Origin of the sequence: Arthrobacter flavus (genome assembly GCF_039526005.1) — a bacterium.
GTDB classification, from domain to species: Bacteria; Actinomycetota; Actinomycetes; order Actinomycetales; family Micrococcaceae; genus Arthrobacter_D; species Arthrobacter_D flavus.
Map to the genome: position 1 here is coordinate 83,936 of NZ_BAAAIJ010000007.1, position 17,227 is coordinate 101,162.

Annotated in this window: 18 protein-coding genes; 2 read left to right on the forward strand and 16 right to left on the reverse strand. The window is 63.3% G+C overall.

Annotated elements, in window-relative coordinates:
• Window positions 1-106: 106 nt before the first annotated feature.
• The 14 genes from panC to dacB all read right to left on the reverse strand — a co-directional run bounded on the left by panC (window position 107) and on the right by dacB (window position 13,580).
• Complete coding sequence (gene panC, locus ABD059_RS02680) at window positions 107-1,024, reverse strand: pantoate--beta-alanine ligase (RefSeq protein WP_343877623.1); 918 nt, start codon at window positions 1,022-1,024, stop codon at window positions 107-109.
• Window positions 1,021-1,932 (reverse strand): Rossmann-like and DUF2520 domain-containing protein, encoded by a 912-nt coding sequence (locus tag ABD059_RS02685; protein ID WP_343877624.1) that lies wholly within the window; start codon window positions 1,930-1,932, stop codon window positions 1,021-1,023. Before ABD059_RS02685 ends, panC begins: the two co-directional genes overlap by 4 nt.
• Complete coding sequence (locus tag ABD059_RS02690) at window positions 1,919-3,514, reverse strand: PH domain-containing protein (protein WP_343877625.1); 1,596 nt, start codon at window positions 3,512-3,514, stop codon at window positions 1,919-1,921. Before ABD059_RS02690 ends, ABD059_RS02685 begins: the two co-directional genes overlap by 14 nt.
• Window positions 3,511-4,026 carry a PH domain-containing protein gene (locus tag ABD059_RS02695; RefSeq protein ID WP_343877627.1) on the reverse strand — a complete coding sequence of 172 codons (516 nt, stop codon included), beginning with the start codon at window positions 4,024-4,026 and terminating at the stop codon, window positions 3,511-3,513. Before ABD059_RS02695 ends, ABD059_RS02690 begins: the two co-directional genes overlap by 4 nt.
• Window positions 4,019-4,516, reverse strand: a complete 498-nt coding sequence (locus ABD059_RS02700) for a DUF3180 domain-containing protein (RefSeq protein WP_343877628.1) — start codon at window positions 4,514-4,516, stop codon at window positions 4,019-4,021. Before ABD059_RS02700 ends, ABD059_RS02695 begins: the two co-directional genes overlap by 8 nt.
• Complete coding sequence (gene folK / locus ABD059_RS02705) at window positions 4,504-5,019, reverse strand: 2-amino-4-hydroxy-6-hydroxymethyldihydropteridine diphosphokinase (protein ID WP_343877630.1); 516 nt, start codon at window positions 5,017-5,019, stop codon at window positions 4,504-4,506. Before folK ends, ABD059_RS02700 begins: the two co-directional genes overlap by 13 nt.
• The gene (folB, locus tag ABD059_RS02710) at window positions 5,016-5,426 is read right to left on the reverse strand and encodes a dihydroneopterin aldolase (protein WP_343877631.1); all 411 of its coding nucleotides are present in this window, start codon (window positions 5,424-5,426) and stop codon (window positions 5,016-5,018) included. Before folB ends, folK begins: the two co-directional genes overlap by 4 nt.
• Window positions 5,414-6,319: a dihydropteroate synthase gene (gene folP, locus ABD059_RS02715; protein WP_343877633.1), complete on the reverse strand. Its 906-nt coding sequence runs from the start codon at window positions 6,317-6,319 to the stop codon at window positions 5,414-5,416. The genes folB and folP overlap by 13 nt, the downstream gene beginning before the upstream one ends.
• 14 nt (window positions 6,320-6,333) lie before the next feature.
• Window positions 6,334-6,951 carry a GTP cyclohydrolase I FolE gene (folE, locus tag ABD059_RS02720; RefSeq protein WP_343877634.1) on the reverse strand — a complete coding sequence of 206 codons (618 nt, stop codon included), beginning with the start codon at window positions 6,949-6,951 and terminating at the stop codon, window positions 6,334-6,336.
• A gap of 36 nt (window positions 6,952-6,987) precedes the next feature.
• On the reverse strand, window positions 6,988-9,060 hold the full coding sequence (gene ftsH, locus ABD059_RS02725; RefSeq protein WP_343877635.1) for an ATP-dependent zinc metalloprotease FtsH: 2,073 nt from the start codon (window positions 9,058-9,060) through the stop codon (window positions 6,988-6,990).
• Window positions 9,061-9,252: 192 nt separating this feature from the next.
• Window positions 9,253-9,804, reverse strand: coding sequence for a hypoxanthine phosphoribosyltransferase (hpt, locus tag ABD059_RS02730; protein ID WP_343877636.1), 552 nt, complete (start codon window positions 9,802-9,804; stop codon window positions 9,253-9,255).
• Window positions 9,805-9,845: 41 nt separating this feature from the next.
• Window positions 9,846-10,838, reverse strand: coding sequence for a tRNA lysidine(34) synthetase TilS (tilS, locus tag ABD059_RS02735; RefSeq protein ID WP_343877914.1), 993 nt, complete (start codon window positions 10,836-10,838; stop codon window positions 9,846-9,848).
• Window positions 10,839-10,881: 43 nt separating this feature from the next.
• Window positions 10,882-12,105: a zinc-dependent metalloprotease gene (locus ABD059_RS02740; protein ID WP_343877915.1), complete on the reverse strand. Its 1,224-nt coding sequence runs from the start codon at window positions 12,103-12,105 to the stop codon at window positions 10,882-10,884.
• A 41-nt stretch (window positions 12,106-12,146) separates the two neighbouring features.
• Entirely contained in the window at window positions 12,147-13,580 is a 1,434-nt protein-coding gene (gene dacB / locus ABD059_RS02745; protein WP_343877637.1) for a D-alanyl-D-alanine carboxypeptidase/D-alanyl-D-alanine endopeptidase, read from the reverse strand.
• A 142-nt stretch (window positions 13,581-13,722) separates the two neighbouring features.
• Here dacB and ABD059_RS02750 point away from each other — a divergent pair, with 142 nt between their 5' ends.
• A complete protein-coding gene (locus ABD059_RS02750; RefSeq protein ID WP_343877638.1) occupies window positions 13,723-14,289 on the forward strand; it encodes an inorganic diphosphatase in 567 nt (188 codons plus the stop codon).
• Between the two features lie 68 nt (window positions 14,290-14,357).
• Window positions 14,358-15,005 (forward strand): hypothetical protein, encoded by a 648-nt coding sequence (locus tag ABD059_RS02755; RefSeq protein WP_343877639.1) that lies wholly within the window; start codon window positions 14,358-14,360, stop codon window positions 15,003-15,005.
• 14 nt (window positions 15,006-15,019) lie between these two features.
• Here ABD059_RS02755 and ABD059_RS02760 read toward each other — a convergent pair whose 3' ends face one another.
• Both ABD059_RS02760 and serS read right to left on the reverse strand, forming a co-directional pair.
• Window positions 15,020-15,850 carry an HAD family hydrolase gene (locus ABD059_RS02760; RefSeq protein ID WP_343877640.1) on the reverse strand — a complete coding sequence of 277 codons (831 nt, stop codon included), beginning with the start codon at window positions 15,848-15,850 and terminating at the stop codon, window positions 15,020-15,022.
• Between the two features lie 43 nt (window positions 15,851-15,893).
• The gene (serS, locus tag ABD059_RS02765; RefSeq protein WP_343877642.1) at window positions 15,894-17,180 is read right to left on the reverse strand and encodes a serine--tRNA ligase; all 1,287 of its coding nucleotides are present in this window, start codon (window positions 17,178-17,180) and stop codon (window positions 15,894-15,896) included.
• Between the last annotated feature and the right edge of the window lie 47 nt (window positions 17,181-17,227).

The following is a 17,227-nucleotide window of genomic DNA, read 5'->3' on the forward strand; positions in this document are numbered from 1 at the left end:
AGGGCTGATTCACTGGCGGTACTGGAATTATCTGGGGTCACGAGAGATAAGTTTACCGGCTGCTTTCAGCCGCCCAGATCTGGAGCCAACCAGCAGCCTGGTTCTGTCAGGACCCCAGTGGAGCGTTATCGATCAGCCTGACCGATCCAACCTTCGCCGCGATCAGCGCCAAGGCCTCTCCGGTGAAGGGCGTCTGGCGGCAGTTGAAGGCCAGCGGTTCAAGCGTCGAGGGGTGGACCACCTCGAAGTAGTCCAGTTCCACCAGCGGCTGGCTGGTGACCAATGCCACAGCAGAGTCCAGGTCCAACGGCTCCTGCCGTTCCGCTCGACCCTCAAGGAGACGCAGCGCCCGTGAGAGCACTAACGCTGCTTCTCCCTCGGCTGCTGTCAGGAAACGGTTTCGGCTGGAGAGCGCCAGTCCATCAGCGGTCCTGACCGTTGGTACCGCGACAATCTCGGCGGGGAAATCCAGATCCCGAACCATCCGTCGGATCAGGGCAAGCTGCTGTGCATCTTTCTGGCCAAAATAGCATCTGAACCCGGCGTCAACGGTTGGCGCCGCAAGGTGCAGCAGTTTCGCAACCACCGTGAGCATTCCGTCGAAATGCCCTGGTCGGGCTGCCCCTTCAAATCGTTCCCCGAGGGCCCCGGAATTGAGGGAAACAAGCGGCGGGCCGTCCGGGTACATCACCGTCTCTGAGGGGGCGAAGACCACCTCTGCCCCGCAGCCGGCCAGCAGTTCCACATCCTGGTCCAGCTGCCGCGGGTAGCGTTGCAGATCTGTGCGTTCACCGAATTGCAGCGGATTCACGAAAATCGAGGCGACCACTACGTCGTTGTCTTCGTGTGCCGACCGCACCAGCGCCGCGTGCCCTTCGTGGAGGGCACCCATGGTGGGGACAAAGCCGAGGCTGGGGCGCCGCTCACCGCGGAGTGTTCCAGGGCGTCGGTCCAGGAGTTCAGCGGTGGTCTCGGATAGTTCGGCCGGAGTCCTGACCACCCTCGGGCGGTGCGGACCGTTCACGATGTGCCCAACGTATCGAGGGCTAGCGCATGGGCAATTGCCACGCCCTGGGCGTGGCTGAGAAGTCCCCGCTCGACGGCCCGTCGGGCGGTGGCAACCGCTAGTGAACGATAGGCGGCCCGAATGTCCTCGGAGGGTTGGGTTTTCAAGGCCGTCAGGTGCGCCTCGACGGTTCCTGTGTCCCCGCGTGCCACTGGCCCAGTAAGTGCTCCCTCGCCGGCTGATAGAGCGTTTTCAAGTGAAGCGCGCATCAGAGGTCCGAGCATTCGGTCGGGCTGTTCGACGCCAATGGCAGAGAGCAGTTGGGTCGACTGGGCGGTGATCGTCACAAGATGGTTCGACGCGTGAACCAGCGCCGCATGGTACAGCGCTCGGTGCGCTTCTTCGATCACCACCGGCTCCGCACCCATCTCGACGACCAGCGCCTGGGCGACCGGAAGCACGGCTGCCGGAGCGGTAATCCCAAAGCTGCAGTCGGGCAGGCGCGCGAGGTCGAGACTCATGCCGGTGAAGGTCATAGCAGGGTGCAACGCCAGCGGAATGGCCCCAAGCCTGCGGGCTGGTTCAAGCACCGAAATGCCGAACCGCCCGGAGGTGTGGGCAACGAGTTGCCCCGGCTGCCATGCCCCGAGCACGGCCAGACCCTCGACGATTTCCGCAAGCGCATCATCGGGAACCGCGATCAGGACCAGCTCGGACCGCTCGATGATCTCCGGGATCTCCAGCACCGGCACGTCGGGCAGCAAGATCTCCGCACGTTCCCGGCTCGCCTCGGAAACAGCCGACACCCCAATCACTGCATGGTCAGCGGCGCGCAGAGCCGCACCGAGCACTGCTCCCACCTTGCCAGCCCCGATGATCCCGACCCCGAGCCGACCCGGGCGCCGTGCCCCGCTACCGCTCGTCATTTCGAGGGGTTCCTTCCTCATCCACCGGCATTTCTCCTTGCTCCTCCGATTGGTCGTCAAGTCGTGTCGCTTGGTCATAGCTTGGCGCCGGAGGCATCAGGGTGGCGTCCGCAACCTCCACCGGCCTCATCCACTGCTCCGGCAGACTGCGGCGACGCGCCTCTGCGGCCCGGATGCCCTGTTCGTGAAAGAGCCGCCAGGCGGTGTCCTCATCGACCTGCTGGATCCGTGGGCTGACGGGCCCTGGGGTGGTATGGAGCAAGAGATCAGCGACCCGGAACCGCCGATATACCGGCCCCTGGTGAAGTGCCAGCGATTGGGTCCGCTCGTGCGGGACCACGGCGAGGTTTCGCCAGAAGAATCCTGATCGGATCAGGAGGGCTGTCCTGGTCACCGCGAAACCATTGCGGCGCCATTCCAGCGGACCAATCCACCGCGCACGCCGCGGGGTCGAAAGGAACCCGGCCCGGCTGTCCTTCCCTTCCATTCCAGCGGTAAAAACCTCGAGGGGCTCGTCAGTGCCGGGGTCCGGAAGCACCAGGGCGAGGATCTGCAGGACGTCCTGGCGGGTCCCTACCGGCAGGAGCGTTGCCCGCGCCTGGGCGTCTCCCGATGCTGATATGCCGTATCCCGCTACGTTGACCGTCATCCGGTACCACCCTTTGATCCGCCACAGCGGTGACTGGGTAATTCCGACAGCCTGGATTCGCCCGGGTGGGACGGTCTGTGTCCGGGTATCCAGGAGCCCGTAGCGGACCCGGATACCATCCGGGGAAATCGCTGCCCGGAAGTTGGACCCGTTCTTGATGCTGCTCCAGTAGCCACCAGCAACACCGAGGCCCAACGGTATGATCACCGCCAGCGGTGCCGCCTGCTCAAGGAGCACCGCCAGGACAACCACCACTGCGACACCGAGGATAAGGAAGATGGTGGTTCCTGAAAGAAGCGCGGCTGCGATCACCCGCCCGGGTGTCAGAGCCAACACCTCACGCTCGGGTGCCTCCTGAATATCGTCTGGGTTATCGGGGTCAATGCTCACCCCCGCTGCCCGGGCCAGGATGGTGGCGCGTAGGCGTTGCGCATCGCTGAGCTTAAGGAAAGCAAGCCTGACGGCCGACTCGCCTGCGTCAGCCACCTCGAATTTCAGTTCCGCCAGGCCGAAGACCCGCGCAAGAAACGGCTGCACCACATCAATGGCCTGGACCCGGTCCAGCCGCGCCTGCCGGTTCTGCCGGAACAGAATCCCCGAGTTGACCTTCACATGCTCGGCCGTCACCTGATAGCGCGTGAAGTACCACGACAGGAAGAAGCCAAGCGCGACGAGCACAACGATTCCGGCAATCGCGGCAATGGTCCAGGGCAGCCGCCCTCCGCCGTCGGACAGGTTGGGAAGACCATCGCCGCTGAGAAGGCTCTCAAACAGGTCTTGCCCAGCGAAAAAAGCGATTGCGATCAAAGCAATCCAGCCCCGCACCAGTGGGGAGATGACGTGGACCCTGCGCCATTGATTGTCGGAGGTCGCCACCAGCGACTCATCCGGAACGACCGGGTTTCCCTGGGGTGTCTGGTCCTGGGTTGTCACAGTCCAGCCAGCTTTGCCTCACCACGGGCAGACAGCTGCTCGCGCAGCCGTGCGCCCTCGTCAGCTGGCAACCCTGGGATGGACGCGTTGGTGCCTGGGGAAGCGGTATGCATCTTCAGGGTGCATAATCCGAAGGCCCGCTCGATGGGGCCGACCGCGACGTCCACATACTGCATCCGCCCATAGGGAACCACCATGGTCCGTTGATAGAAGACCCCGGTGCGGATCAACAGGTCTTCGTTTCGCTCCGCGTAGCCAATCGCCCTGACCTGCCGTGGCAGCAGAATCCCTCGCCAGACGGAGAGAACCAGCGCCCCGATTGGCAGGGCCCAGGCTACCCACATGGGTGGGAAACCCCACCAGATGTCGGTAAGACGCAGGATGAGGGGAATGCTGAAGATGGCGACGTTGATGATCGTGCCGATTACCCACCCGAGCAGGCGCACCCTCAGGTACTTCGGTGATACCCGGGTCCACTCCAGACCGGCCGGATCAATAGGTTCCTTACGCATACTCCCCCTCGTCATTGCGACTACTTTCCCCGTCGGCGCCGGTGGCACCGTCGTCGGGCGGCAGCCGACAGAATCCCTGCACCATCAGTCCCACAACGATCATCATCATGCCGCTGGCCACCAAGGCGACCGTGCCCCAGACTGAGGCTGTCACACCGCGCACGGCCACGAGCGAAAGCTGGTCTACCAGAATGCCCAGGTGCCACCCGGTGTTCAGTGCGCCAGCGTACGCTGTCGCCTGGGCCAACACCACGGTCCGAGCAGCGAGGATGGGGTTGAGCGGCCGGTCGCGGCGCCCGTTCCGCCAGCGCTGGACCCGGATCCCGAAGATGAGCGTTATGGTCAGGATGGCCGCCACCGTCAGCAGCGAACTCAGGTGCAGTGAGGGAACCGGAAAACCGTTCCGGCTTGCCCACAAGTTCATCATCCAGCCACCAATACCGGCTACCACTCCGAAGGCTGCCAGCCACCTGACCTTTAGGGTACCCACTGCGTGTCAGCCCCTTCATACGGTTGGATCCCCGTGCGATCGGGGGCGCCACTGACCAGTTCAGCGACCAGGCGTCCGTGCAGCAGCGCAGTCGAATCCATCCAGGCCCAGGGTTGCAGGACAAAGGCCCGCTCGGCTGCCCGCGGGTGCGGAATGGTGAGTCGCTCGTCGTCTGAGCTGAAGTCGCCAAAAGTGATGATGTCGACGTCGAGAGTCCTCGGCCCCCACCTGACGTCCCTGGTCCGGTGATGCTTTTCCTCCACCGACTGACAGTGGGCCAGCAACTCGTAGGGCCCCAGATCGGTTTCGACTTCGATCACCATGTTCAGGTACTCCGGCTGATCCGCCGGACCCCCGACCGGGATCGACCGAACCACCGGTGAGACCTCACGCAGCCGCACCCGGGTGCTGTCCACCAAATCGGCGACGGCGAGGGACAGGGTGCTGTGACTGTCGCCAAGGTTGCTCCCCAGCGCCAGCACCGAGCGCACCCGCCCGGTCACGAGGGGGCCTGGCCGATCCGGGTGCGCACCAGCGAAACAGCGACGTCCCCAAACGGCACCGGAATCGGCGCCCGTGGTTTGTGAACCGTTACCTGAACAGTTTCGGCCGGGAAGGACGCGAGAAGCCGCGACGCGATCCGTTCGGCCAACGCTTCAATGAGGTTCAGGGGTTCACCGGTGATGGCGGCGGAAACCTGCTCAGCGACGTCACCGTAATGTGCGGTGGTGGTGAGATCGTCGGTGGCTCCCGCCTCGCGAAGATCAAGATGCAGGACGACGTCGACGACGAATGGCTGACCATCCCGGCGCTCGGAGTCGAAAACGCCGTGGAAACCCACCGCGGTTATCCCGGTGATCGTGATGGTGTCCTGCGGGACCGGTGTCATGGCGGGGCCTAGCCGGTCCATGCGGCGGATACCTTGACGGCATCCAGGTTGGGCCCAACTTCATGCACGCGCACACCCCAGGCACCTGCGGCCGCGGCCAACGCCGACACAGCTACCGTTGCCGAGTCGCGTTCCTGCGGTGCGGCTGCTTTGCCCGCCGAGGTGAGGAGCGTCCCAAGGAACCGTTTACGTGAAGCACCGATCAGGACCCGATGACCGAGCGCGTTGAACCGGTCAATGGCACGCAGGATTGTCCAGTTGTGGGCCTCATCCTTGGCAAATCCAAGCCCTGGGTCAAGGATGATCTGGTGTGGGTCCACTCCGGCGGCGACGAAAGCGTCCCGGACCTGACTCATTTCAGCGATCACCTCGTCAACAACATTTTCGTAGTCGGCGAGTGAGGCCATCGTGGTTGCGGTACCCCGGCGGTGCAGTAGAACGTAGGGCACCTTCCGCTCGGCGATCAGGGCGGGCATCTCAGGGTCGTAGCCCAGGCCGGAAACGTCGTTCACCAACGCAGCGCCAGCGTCGAGCGCTTTCGCCGCTGTCGAGGCGTGCATGGTGTCCACGCTGACGAGCGCACCGGCCTTCACCAGTGCTGCAACCACCGGAAGAATCCGGTGCTGTTCCTCATCAGGGCTGATCAGGTCAGCATTGGGACGGGTGGATTCGCCCCCCACATCGATGATGTCAGCGCCGGCGTAATGCATCCTGAGACCTTCCGCGACCGCCTCATCGGCGCTGGTGAAGCGCCCGCCGTCGCTAAAGGAATCAGGGGTGACATTGAGGACACCCATCACGAGTGAACGGTCGGCGGGGAGGTCTGCCAGGGTCTTCGCGACCTTGGAGACCCTCAGGACAGGAATCGGTGATGTGGCGGGGCCGGTTCCCGGCGCCGCAGCGAGTGAATCCATCGGTATTTGGTGTCCTATCTTCCGAGTATCAGGCTCATGGCTTCGGCACGGGTGGCGGGGTCGCGCACCTGGCCGCGGACGGCTGACGTGACAGTCTTCGCTCCGGGCTTGCGAACTCCCCGCATTGACATGCACATGTGTTCGCACTCGATAACCACAATGGCACCCTTTGGCTGCAGATGCGTCATGAGCGCCTCAACAATCTGGGTGGTGAGCCGCTCCTGCACCTGGGGGCGGCGAGCGAAAACCTCCACCAACCGGGCCAACTTGCTTAGCCCGGTGACGCGCCCCTCCGCCGAGGGGATGTACCCAATGTGGGCTGACCCGTGGAAAGGTACCAGGTGATGCTCGCAGGTGGAGTAGAACGGGATGTCCTTGACCAGCACCAGCTCTTCATGATCAATTGCGAAGGTGGTGGAGAGGATTTCCGCTGGGTCCTGATGCAGCCCCGCGAAAAACTCGGCGTAGGCCTTGGCCACCCGTTTGGGGGTTTCCACCAGCCCTTCCCTGTCGGGGTCCTCCCCGATTGCAGCGAGGATTTCCCGCACTGCCCGCTGGATTCTGGGCTGGTCTACTGGAGAGCCGGCAGCTTCAAGGGCCGCCGAGAACACCTCGTCGTCGAATTCAGTCACTGAAGCAATGCTACGCGGTACCTGCGATCCCACCGCTTAAGGCTGAGAACTCTCGGCGCCACCTTTGCCGGGTGCCCCTTCACCGGACTCCGGTTCGGGCAGATCGTCGCCGTGAACGTCGAAGTCGCCAACGATTCGCGCCTCGGCAATCTGATCCTGGGGTGCCACGGTCTCGGGTGCAGGTTCGCCGGCCTCGCTGGCTTCCGCGCGCTCCTTCTTTGAGACCACCGGCGGCAACGCGTGCACTGGACGGGAATCTTTCGACAACCAGACATCGCGCAGGTCTCGCTTGCGGATCTCGGTGAACACCTCAGCGATTTCAGCCTGGTTCAGTGTCTCCCGCTCCAGCAACTCCAGCGCAACCCGGTCAAGCACGTCCCGGTTCTCGGTCAGAATTTCGTACGCCTCGTCATGGGCGTTGTCGACCAGCCGGCGGATCTCCTCGTCGACGATGTACGCAATGTGATCCGAGTAGTTGCGCTCGTGACCCATGTCCCGGCCGAGGAACGGCTCACCTCCACCCTGGCCGAGCTTGACCGCTCCGATCCGTTCGCTCATCCCATATTGGGTGACCATTTTGCGGGCCGTGGCAGTTGCCTTCTCAATGTCGTTGGATGCACCCGTCGAGGGGTCGTGGAAGACGATCTCCTCGGCGACCCGGCCGCCCATGGCGTAGGCCAACTGGTCCAGCAGCTCGTTGCGCGTGATCGAGTACTTGTCGTCGCTGGGCAGCACCATCGTGTAGCCGAGGGCGCGGCCGCGCGGGAGGATGGTGACCTTGGTGACCGGGTCGGTGTTGCGCAGGGCAGCAGCCACCAGGGCGTGTCCGCCCTCGTGATAGGCGGTGATCTTGCGTTCCAGTTCCTTCATGACCCGGCTCCGCTTCTGCGGTCCGGCGATCACCCGGTCGATCGACTCGTCAAGCGCCCGGTCGTCGATCAGTTGCGCGTTTGATCGTGCGGTCAGGAGAGCCGCCTCGTTGAGAACGTTGGCCAGGTCCGCGCCGGTAAAACCGGGGGTCTTCTTGGCTACCGAACGGAGGTCCACCCCTGGGGCCATCGGCTTGCCCTTGGAGTGCACTGTGAGGATGTGTTCCCGGCCCAGCATGTCGGGTGCTTCAACGCCAATCTGCCGGTCGAAGCGTCCTGGCCGAAGGAGCGCTGGATCCAGGACATCGGGCCGGTTGGTGGCAGCGATAAGGATGACGTTCGATGTTGCATCGAAGCCGTCCATTTCAACCAGGAGCTGGTTCAGGGTCTGCTCGCGTTCATCGTTGCCGCCGCCCACGCCAGCGCCACGGTGGCGCCCGACGGCGTCGATCTCGTCAACGAAAATGATCGCGGGCGCGTTCGCCTTGGCTTGCTCAAACAGGTCACGCACCCGCGAGGCGCCCACGCCGACGAACATTTCAACGAAGTCGGAGCCTGAGATGGAATAGAACGGCACTCCCGCCTCACCGGCTACCGCGCGCGCCAGCAGGGTTTTACCGGTACCCGGGGGGCCATAGAGCAGCACACCCTTGGGGATCTTTGCACCGAGGGCCTGGAACTTGGCCGGTTCCTGCAGGAATTCCTTGATCTCGTGGAGTTCCTCGACCGCCTCATCAGCGCCAGCGACGTCGTTGAAGGTGACCTGCGGCATGTCCTTGGTGACGAGCTTCGCCTTGGACTTGCCGAACTGCATTACCTTGGATCCACCGCCCTGCATCCGCGACAGCAGGAACCAGAAGATGGCACCGATGATCAGGAGGGGCAGGAGCAGACCGAGCAGGCTGGTGAACCAGTTGCTTTCGGCCGGCTGATCAGTGAAGCCGTCGACGTCGGAGGTGTTGATAGCTGCGACCACGTCTTCGGCACGGGCGGTGCTGAAGAAGAACTGGACGCTGCGTCCCATGTCCTCGTAATCGTCGCGCAGCGTGAGATCAACCCGCTGGTCGCCGTCGTAAATCTTGGCCTGCTCCACCTGGTTGTCGTTCAGCAGGTCGAGCCCCACATTGGTGTCAACCCGCGAACTGCTGGTACTGAACAGGTTGGGCAGGATAATCAGCAGCGCCACCACGGCGAGCACAATCCAAAAGATGGGCCCCTTGAAAAGGTTCTTAAATTTCATTCGTCTCAGGGCTGCGAGACCCTGTCCCTCCTGCTTAACAAACCAAATATCGCTTACGGCAACGCGGTCCGCGCGCAACGAAAGCTGCTACCCAAGCTTTACACTGTCTGCACACAACCACGCACCAAATTGCGCATAAGTTCCCTATGGGCGGACAGACTTCGAGTGTGTCCGACCCGTTGGCGTCCCGGTCTACTCGTAGACGTGCGGCGCGAGGGTTCCGATGAAGTCAAGGTTGCGGTACTTTTCTGCGAAGTCCAGGCCGTAGCCGACAACAAACTCGTTGGGGATGTTATAGCCGACGTACTTCACGTCGATGGCGACCTTCGCGGCTTCTGGCTTCCGCAGCAGGGTGCAGATCTCGACGGAGGCCGGTCCGCGGGACTGCAGGTTGGACTTCAGCCAGGAAAGGGTCAGACCCGAGTCAATGATGTCCTCCACGATGAGGACGTGTTTGCCCATCAGATCGGTTTCCAGATCCTTGAGGATGCGTACCACCCCCGAAGACTGGGTGCCGGAGCCGTATGAGGATACCGCCATCCAGTCCATGGTGACGTGGGAATGCAGGGCACGCGCCAGGTCAGCCATCACCATGACTGCACCCTTCAGGACACCGACGATCAGGATGTCCCGGCCGGCGTAGTCGGCGTCGATCTGAGCCGCCAGTTCGGCTACGCGCTGCTGGATTTCCTCTTTTGTGTAGAGAACATGCTTGAGGTCGTCATGGACGTCCTGTGAATCCACCAATTGCTCCTGAGGGTTTGGATAGGGCGGCACCGAAAGGCTTAGGAAAGTGCGCGGTTGTTTCTAAAGACAAGACTGCCATAGCTTGGGTCGCCTTGGGGAACGGATTTCCCGCGCACCTGCCGGTGCACGCTGATGAATCCACCAAGTTGCACCGGGCCGGCGGACCCGCGGCGCTCCAGCAGCGTCTCTGTCGCACGGATCCTTTCAAAACTCGGCTGTTCCCCGCCGAGCCGGACCGCGGCGAGGGCCAGGACGCGCTGCCTGAGGGATGGCGGCAGGGCGCGGAGTGCGTCTTCGGGGAGCAGGATGTCCTTGCCGTCGATCATGTGTAGTTGCTCGAAGCTTTCGACGCTGACCCGATCCAGGTAGTCGGCGTCCTGCGCCAGAATGCGTGAGGTGCGATACAGTGCCCGGGCCACCCCTGGGCCAAGCTGGTCTTCCAGATAGGGCAGTACCTGGGTTCGGACCCGGGAACGAGCGAAGCTGGGATCAGAATTAGACGGGTCATGCCACGGCTCCAGACCCTCGAAACGGCAAATCTCGACCGTCTCCTCACGGCGCAGCCCCAGGAAGGGACGAAGGTAACGGCCGCGCTGGGCCGGCATACCGGCAAGGGATCTGGTGCCGGAGCCGCGTGCCAAGCCCAACAGCACCTGCTCCGCCTGGTCATCGAGCGTGTGACCAAGGAGAACAGCTGCCGCACCCAGTTCAGCCGCGGCAGCGTCCAAAACCTCGAACCGAGCGGTACGCGCAGCCGCTTCCGGACCCATGCCTGTCTGGTTGACCGTAACTGCCCGGACACTCACCGGTTCCAGCCCCAGTTCTGTGAGCGTGGTTGCTGTCTGCGCAGAGACCGCTGCACTGTCCGGATGGAGGCCGTGATCCACGACCACCGCCCCCACCCGGTACCTCCCGGAGCGGGCCGAGTGCGCTGCGACGGATGCCAGTGCCAACGAGTCCGGTCCTCCGCTGCAGGCCACCAGGATCAGAGACCCCGCCGGGGCTCCCCCCGATTCAAGGGCCTGTTGCAGCAGGTTGCGGGCATTGGCCACCACCGGGCTGAGCCGGGGTCGCCTAACCACCGTTGCGCAGTCCCATCCGGGCGATCCACTTGTCCGGGGCATGGATTTCTTCCTCTGTTGGAAGGTGCTCTGCACTGGTCCAGACAACGTTAAATCCGTCCATGCCCACCCGGTCCACGACCCGGCGCACAAACCTCGCACCGTCACTGTATTGCCGCATTTTGGCATCGAGCCCAAGGACCCGCCGCAGAAACTTCTCTACCGGTCCGCGTGACTTCCCCCGCGCGCTGAAACGGCGGCGAATGGTTTTGACGCTCGGGACGATGCTTGAGTCGACGGCGTCCATCACCACGTTCGCGTGTCCTTCGAGGAGGCTCATGACCGCAGTGAGGTGTGACATTCGTGCCTTGTCCTGCGGATCCTGGAGCAGGGAGAGGATTCCGTTGTCGCTGGAGTCAATCCTTGTGGGGTCAGTGCCTTTGGTGTCACTGCCTTTGGGGTCACTGTCTTTAGTGCCACTGCCTTTAGTGTCACTGTCGACCGCGTCCTGGCCCGCACCTGAGGGGGCGCCACTGCGGGTGAGACCTTTCGCCGCCTTCGCCAGGCGGTCGGAGAGGCCATCCGCCTTATCCAGCAACCCCTCGGTCAGCTCGGAGATATGTGCCAGCATGTGATCCTTCAACCAGGGCGCGGCGGCGAACTGGACCCGATGGGTTTGCTCATGAAGGCAGACCCACAACCGGAAGTCGGCCGGCACCACGTTCAACTCACGCTCCACCGCGAGGATATTGGGGGCTACGAGCATCAGTCGCCCGCCTGATCCGTTCTTCGCTGGCCCGAAGGGGTCGTATTGCCCCAGCACCTTTGAGGAGAGGAAAGCCAGGATGGCACCGAATTGGGCTCCGGTAAGGGTCCCGCCGAGAGCCGCACTGGCGGTGGTGAGCTGTTCCTTGTTGGTGCGGGAGAGATGTTCCAAAGCGGGCGCCATGAGCGCCTGGAAGCTCTGGGTGTTTGCCTTCGCCCAGGACGCCCGATCCACGATCAACAGGTCGGAATCCCGCAGGTCCTTGGCGGCGTCGAGCCCAGTGATCTGGTGGACGTAGCCGATTGATGCGTCAGCTGCGGCGCGGAGCTCAGCGACAGCCTCGGCGATTTCCCGTGGACTGACCTGCGGGCCAGCGGACGTGAGCTTGGCTGCGCTAGCAGCAGCCAGGTCCCAGTTGATGAGTTGAGGCGGTGCCTGGTGTCGGACAGTGGACGAAAAGTTGCTCTCCATGGGGTCCATTCGACCACACTAGCCTGTGAAGATTGGCGCTGCTATCGGCAACCACAACCCGCGATGGCCGCTGCCGTCCGGTCGATTGCGGCACGCGCTGCGACAGTATTTCCGTCCAACTCTCCGGCAATGAATGAGAAGACCAGAAGCCGTCCGTCAACAGTGACCAGGTACCCGCTGAGCGCCGTCACCGCGTTGAGTGTCCCCGTCTTCGCCCTCACCAATCCGGCGCCGTTTGCGGCAGGACCCTGTAGCTCGTACCTATCCTGCAGGGTGCCAGATAGTCCAGCGATCGGCATACCCGCCAGGACCGAGACGAGCGCAGGATCTTCGGAGATTGCCAAGGCCCGCACCACTGCGGCCAACTGGGCCGGCGACACGTCGTTGCGCGGCGAGAGCCCAGCAGCGTCGCTAATGATCATCCCCTCCCCGGGAACTCCCAGCTGTCCCAGAACGCTATCGATGGTATCGGTGGCGCCACCAAAGGATGCCGGCTGGCCGGCGGCTCGCGCCGCCAGCCGGGCGAGGGTCTCGGCGAGGTAGTTGTCGCTGGTGAGGAGCATGTGCTCGATCTGCTGTTCCACGGTTGCCGATGCGACCGCTGCCAACTCGACGGCGTCGGCGGGCGCAGGTGCCCGAATGACTTCAGCCACCACCTCCACACCGGCTTCGCTGCCAGCGGCGGCAAACGCCGCGCTGAAGGCCGTTGCCGCGTCGAAAGCCGCGTCGGCTGACCGGGGCCCCCGGGAGACCCCCTCTTCAACCCATGACGAATTGATCGCCATTGGATAAATGGGGCTGATCTCACCAGCCGCAATGTCCCCCGGTAACCATCCTGCGTTGAGTGTGGGTCCCACGAACATCGTGTCATCAAGCACGATGGTGAACGGTCCGTCGGCCGGGTCCACCGCGTCGAGGGTTTTGTCGGCAAGGGTTTGCAGGCCAGCATGGCCCACCACAGCGTCCGGATCCGACTCCCCGGCGGACAGCAGCACGTCGCCCCCGGCAACCAGCACCAGCTCGCTGCTCCTCGCACCGGCAACCACCGAGGTCTCGAACCGCCGCTCGGGTGACAGCTTGGTCATTGCGGCGGCCGCGGTGAGCAGCTTCTGATTGGAGGCCGGCAGCTGCTGAGCAGCCCCATCCTGGTCAAAGAGGACATCGCCGGAGATGGCGTCCACCACCACCCCGGACAGGTGCCCCGGGCCGTCGAGCATCAGCTCGGCTTCGACGGCTGCCGCCAGAAGCCCCGGATCTGGAAGCGGTGCTTCAGGATCAAGTGCCGCTACCTGCGCGGGCGGAGTCAGTTCGGACGGCGGTATCTGGAGCTCAGGGGTGCTGGGCTGAGGAGCGGGTGCTGGCTCTTCGAGCGCGCTCACCACCGACGGAACAGCGGCAACCCCCAGCGGTACCGCCAGAACCGCGAACACGGCAACAAGGAGGGCCGCGGTGCTCACGCGTGCGCTGCGGAGCATGCAAGTCCCCCCATCGATTAGCTGTCGAACTGGTTCGAACCCACGAGATGCGCCCCAAACCGATATGTTTAAGATTAGACCGGCGCGGCAGCCTTTAAGGCATACCGCCGCGCTACCCCAAAGGATTCCACAGGAGAGTGCCATGAACCTCGACGTCACCATCGAGATCCCCAAAGGATCACGCGTCAAGTATGAAATCGACCACGAGACCCACCGGCTACGCCTGGACCGTGTCCTCTTCACCTCAATGCAGTACCCGACCCACTACGGCTACTTCGAAAACACCCTCGGCGAGGACGGCGATCCGCTGGATGCGATGGTCATGCTCCAGGACTTCGACCTCATTCCGGGTGTGCTGGTTGAGTCGCGCCCGATCGGTGTCTTCAACATGACCGACGACGGCGGCGGTGACGCCAAGGTACTCTGCGTTCCCACCGACCCGCGCTTCGATCACATCAAAGACCTTTCGGATGTGTCACCGTTCCTGCTGGAAGAGATCAAGCACTTCTTCGAACGGTACAAGGACCTTGAGCCGGGCAAATGGGTTGAAGCAGCCGATTGGGCGGATCGGGAAGCCGCGGAGGCCGAGGTTGAAGCCTCGCTCAAGCGTTTTCAGGAGCTCGGGGAACAGCGGGAAGAGGACGAGCCGCAGGGCCGCGACGTGGACGCCGATGTTGAGAACGCTACCGGCACACCGCAGGGCCGCTAACCGGGACAAAACAACGTTTTTCGGTTGATTACACCGGTTTAGAGCATGGCTTCGGGCATACTGAAGCCATGCTCTACGTCTTAACGATCAACCAGCGCGACTCCCGCGAAGTGGGAGACCTGGTCAATGGTCTACTGCGCGGGTTGCGCCAGGTCGAAACCGTAGTGCCATTCCAACGGTCAACGGGGGATGAACTGCAAGGTGTCGTCGACAACGCCACCACTGCCATCGACGTCGCCCTTACGGCACTGAGACACCGTCGATGGCATGTTGGGATCGGCGTGGGTGGCGTTCACTCGCCCATCCCCGAAAATATTCTCGAGGCTCAGGGCTACGGCCTGGTGTACGCGCGACGGGCGGTTACCCGGGCGCAAAAGACCGGCGAACGCATCCCGTTGGCCGTGGAAGGGCCGGACTCGGAGGTGGCGGCAGAGGCTGAAGCGGTGCTTCGACTGCTGGGGCAAATTGTCTTCACCCGAACCGAGGCCGAGTGGAACGTGCTGGATCTGCTGACCCCGGGCGCCCGGGGTCAGCAAAAGCTGATCGCCGCGGAGCTGGGAATCACCACCCAGGCAGTCAGCAAGGCAGTTGTCAGGTCGCACTGGGTGGAGGAATGGGCAACCCGTCCGGCGGCAGCCCGGCTCCTCGACCTGGCGGCCGGACCGGCGGCACTGCCGCCGTCAACGTTGCCCTACGAATCGAGCAGCACCTACTGACTCAGTGCCGCACGCTACACGAGGGAGCGGAGGACCTTGGCGGCACCGTCGTCGTACACGCTGCCCGTCACCTCGGTTGCTGCCGCGAGCACTTCATCGGGTGACTGTCCCATCGCCACGCCCCTGGCCGCCCACTCGAGCATCTCAATGTCATTGCGGCCATCACCGATCGCAACAGTACGGGACGGGTCGATTCCCAGACGCCGGCGCAGTAGCTCAAGGGCACTCGCCTTGGTGACACCAGCCGCGGCAATATCAAGCCAGGCAGTCCACCCCACCGAGTAGGTGACACCGTGCAGGCCAATCGCCTCGACCGCCTCCCCGAACTGTTCAGCGGTGCTGTCGGTGCTGAACACCACCACCCGTACCGCGGCCGCGTCGAGCATTTCGCTGAAGTCCACCGTGTGGGTATCGGCCCCGAAGCTGGCATCCTGGAACAGTTCGGTGGCAAGGAAATTTCCCTCGTCATCCTCAAGCGCGTATTTGGCGGTGGGCAATTTCTCCCTGAGCGCGACGAGTGCCGGTTTGGGGTCGAAGGTGACACGATCGATGATTTCGAACCCGAGGGCTAGTTTCGGATCGACGCGGAGTGTTACCCCTCCGTTGGAGCACACGCTGTACCCGCTGGTGATGCCAATCTGTTCGATGATGGGCAACGCCGCACCGAGTGAGCGCCCGGTGGCGATAATGACCTGATGCCCAGCGTCGACCACCGCCCGCGCGGCGTCACGGACCTCGTCAGACATCACTCCCTTGTGGTCCACGAGGGTGCCGTCGACGTCGAGGGCGATGAGTTTGCGTTCGGTCTGCTGGTCTTCGATGCCTGCAGTGGAGAATTCTTTCATTACTCCAGTGAACCAGATTCGCTGCTCCTCGGGGTAGGTCGGGTCAGGATGCTCCAAGAACCGGGAGTACGTCCAGCCCGCCCAGGTAGGGACGGAGCGCCTCCGGGACCGTCACTGAGCCATCGGCATTCTGATGGTGCTCGAGGATGGCGACGATCCAGCGGGTGGTGGCGAGCGTACCGTTGAGTGTTGCAACAGCCCGGGTGCCCTTGTATCCCTCCGGCTGCCGCTCCCGAATGTTGAGGCGGCGGGCCTGGAAGGTGGTGCAGTTGGAGGTGGATGTCAGCTCGCGGTAGGCCTCCTGGGTGGGAACCCATGCTTCGCAGTCGAACTTGCGGGCGGCGGACATGCCGAGGTCACCGGCGGCAGTGTCGATCACCCGGTAGAGCAGCTCCACCTTGGCGAGCATTTCCTCTTCCCAGGCGAGCATGCGAGCGTGCTCCGCATAGGACTCTTCCTCGGTGGTGTACGCGAACATTTCGACCTTGTTGAACTGGTGGACCCTGATGATTCCCCGGGTGTCCTTGCCGTGTGAGCCAGCTTCCCGGCGATAGCAAGAGGACCAGCCGGCATAACGGACCGGACCGGAAGAGAGGTCGAGGATCTCATCGGAGTGATAACCCGCCATTGCTACTTCGGAAGTGCCCACCAGGTAAAGGTCGTCCTCCGCGAGGCGGTAGATTTCGGCGTCGTGGGCGACGTCGAACCCAGTACCCTGCATGATTTCCGGGCGAACCAGCGTCGGGGTGATCATGGGAGTGAAACCAGCCTGAACAGCCTGGTCCATGGCCATATTCAGCAGCGCAAGCTCCAGCCGGGCGCCAACACCCTTGAGGAAGTAAAAGCGGGACCCCGAAACCTTCGCTCCGCGCTCCATGTCGATTGCACCGATCAGCTCACCGATTTCCAGGTGGTCCCTGGGCGTGAAGCCTTCGGCACTGAAATCACGTGGCGTGCCGACTGTCTTGATGACCTCAAAATCGTCCTCGCCACCGGCCGGGACGCCGTCCTGGATGGCATTCGGCAAGCGACGCAGGAGTGCGTCCTGGTCCTGCCTGGCCGCTTCAGCCTCGACCGCTGCTGCCTTGACTGAAGCGGCGAGCTCCTTAACCTCCGCGAGCAGCGCCTGCTTTTCGTCACCTTTGGCCTGGGCGACCCGCTTCCCGAAAGCGTTCTGGTCTGCCCTGAGGGATTCGGCGCTGGTTACCACCTCACGACGTCGGGAGTCAGCCGAAATGATCGCATCCACCAGCGCAACGTCTGCGCGGCGGGCTCGCTGGGAGGTGCGGAATTTCTCAGGGTTTTCGCGGAGTTCATTAACATCGATCACGAGCCAAGACTACCAATGGCCCAGGACGATTATCCCCGGCTGACACT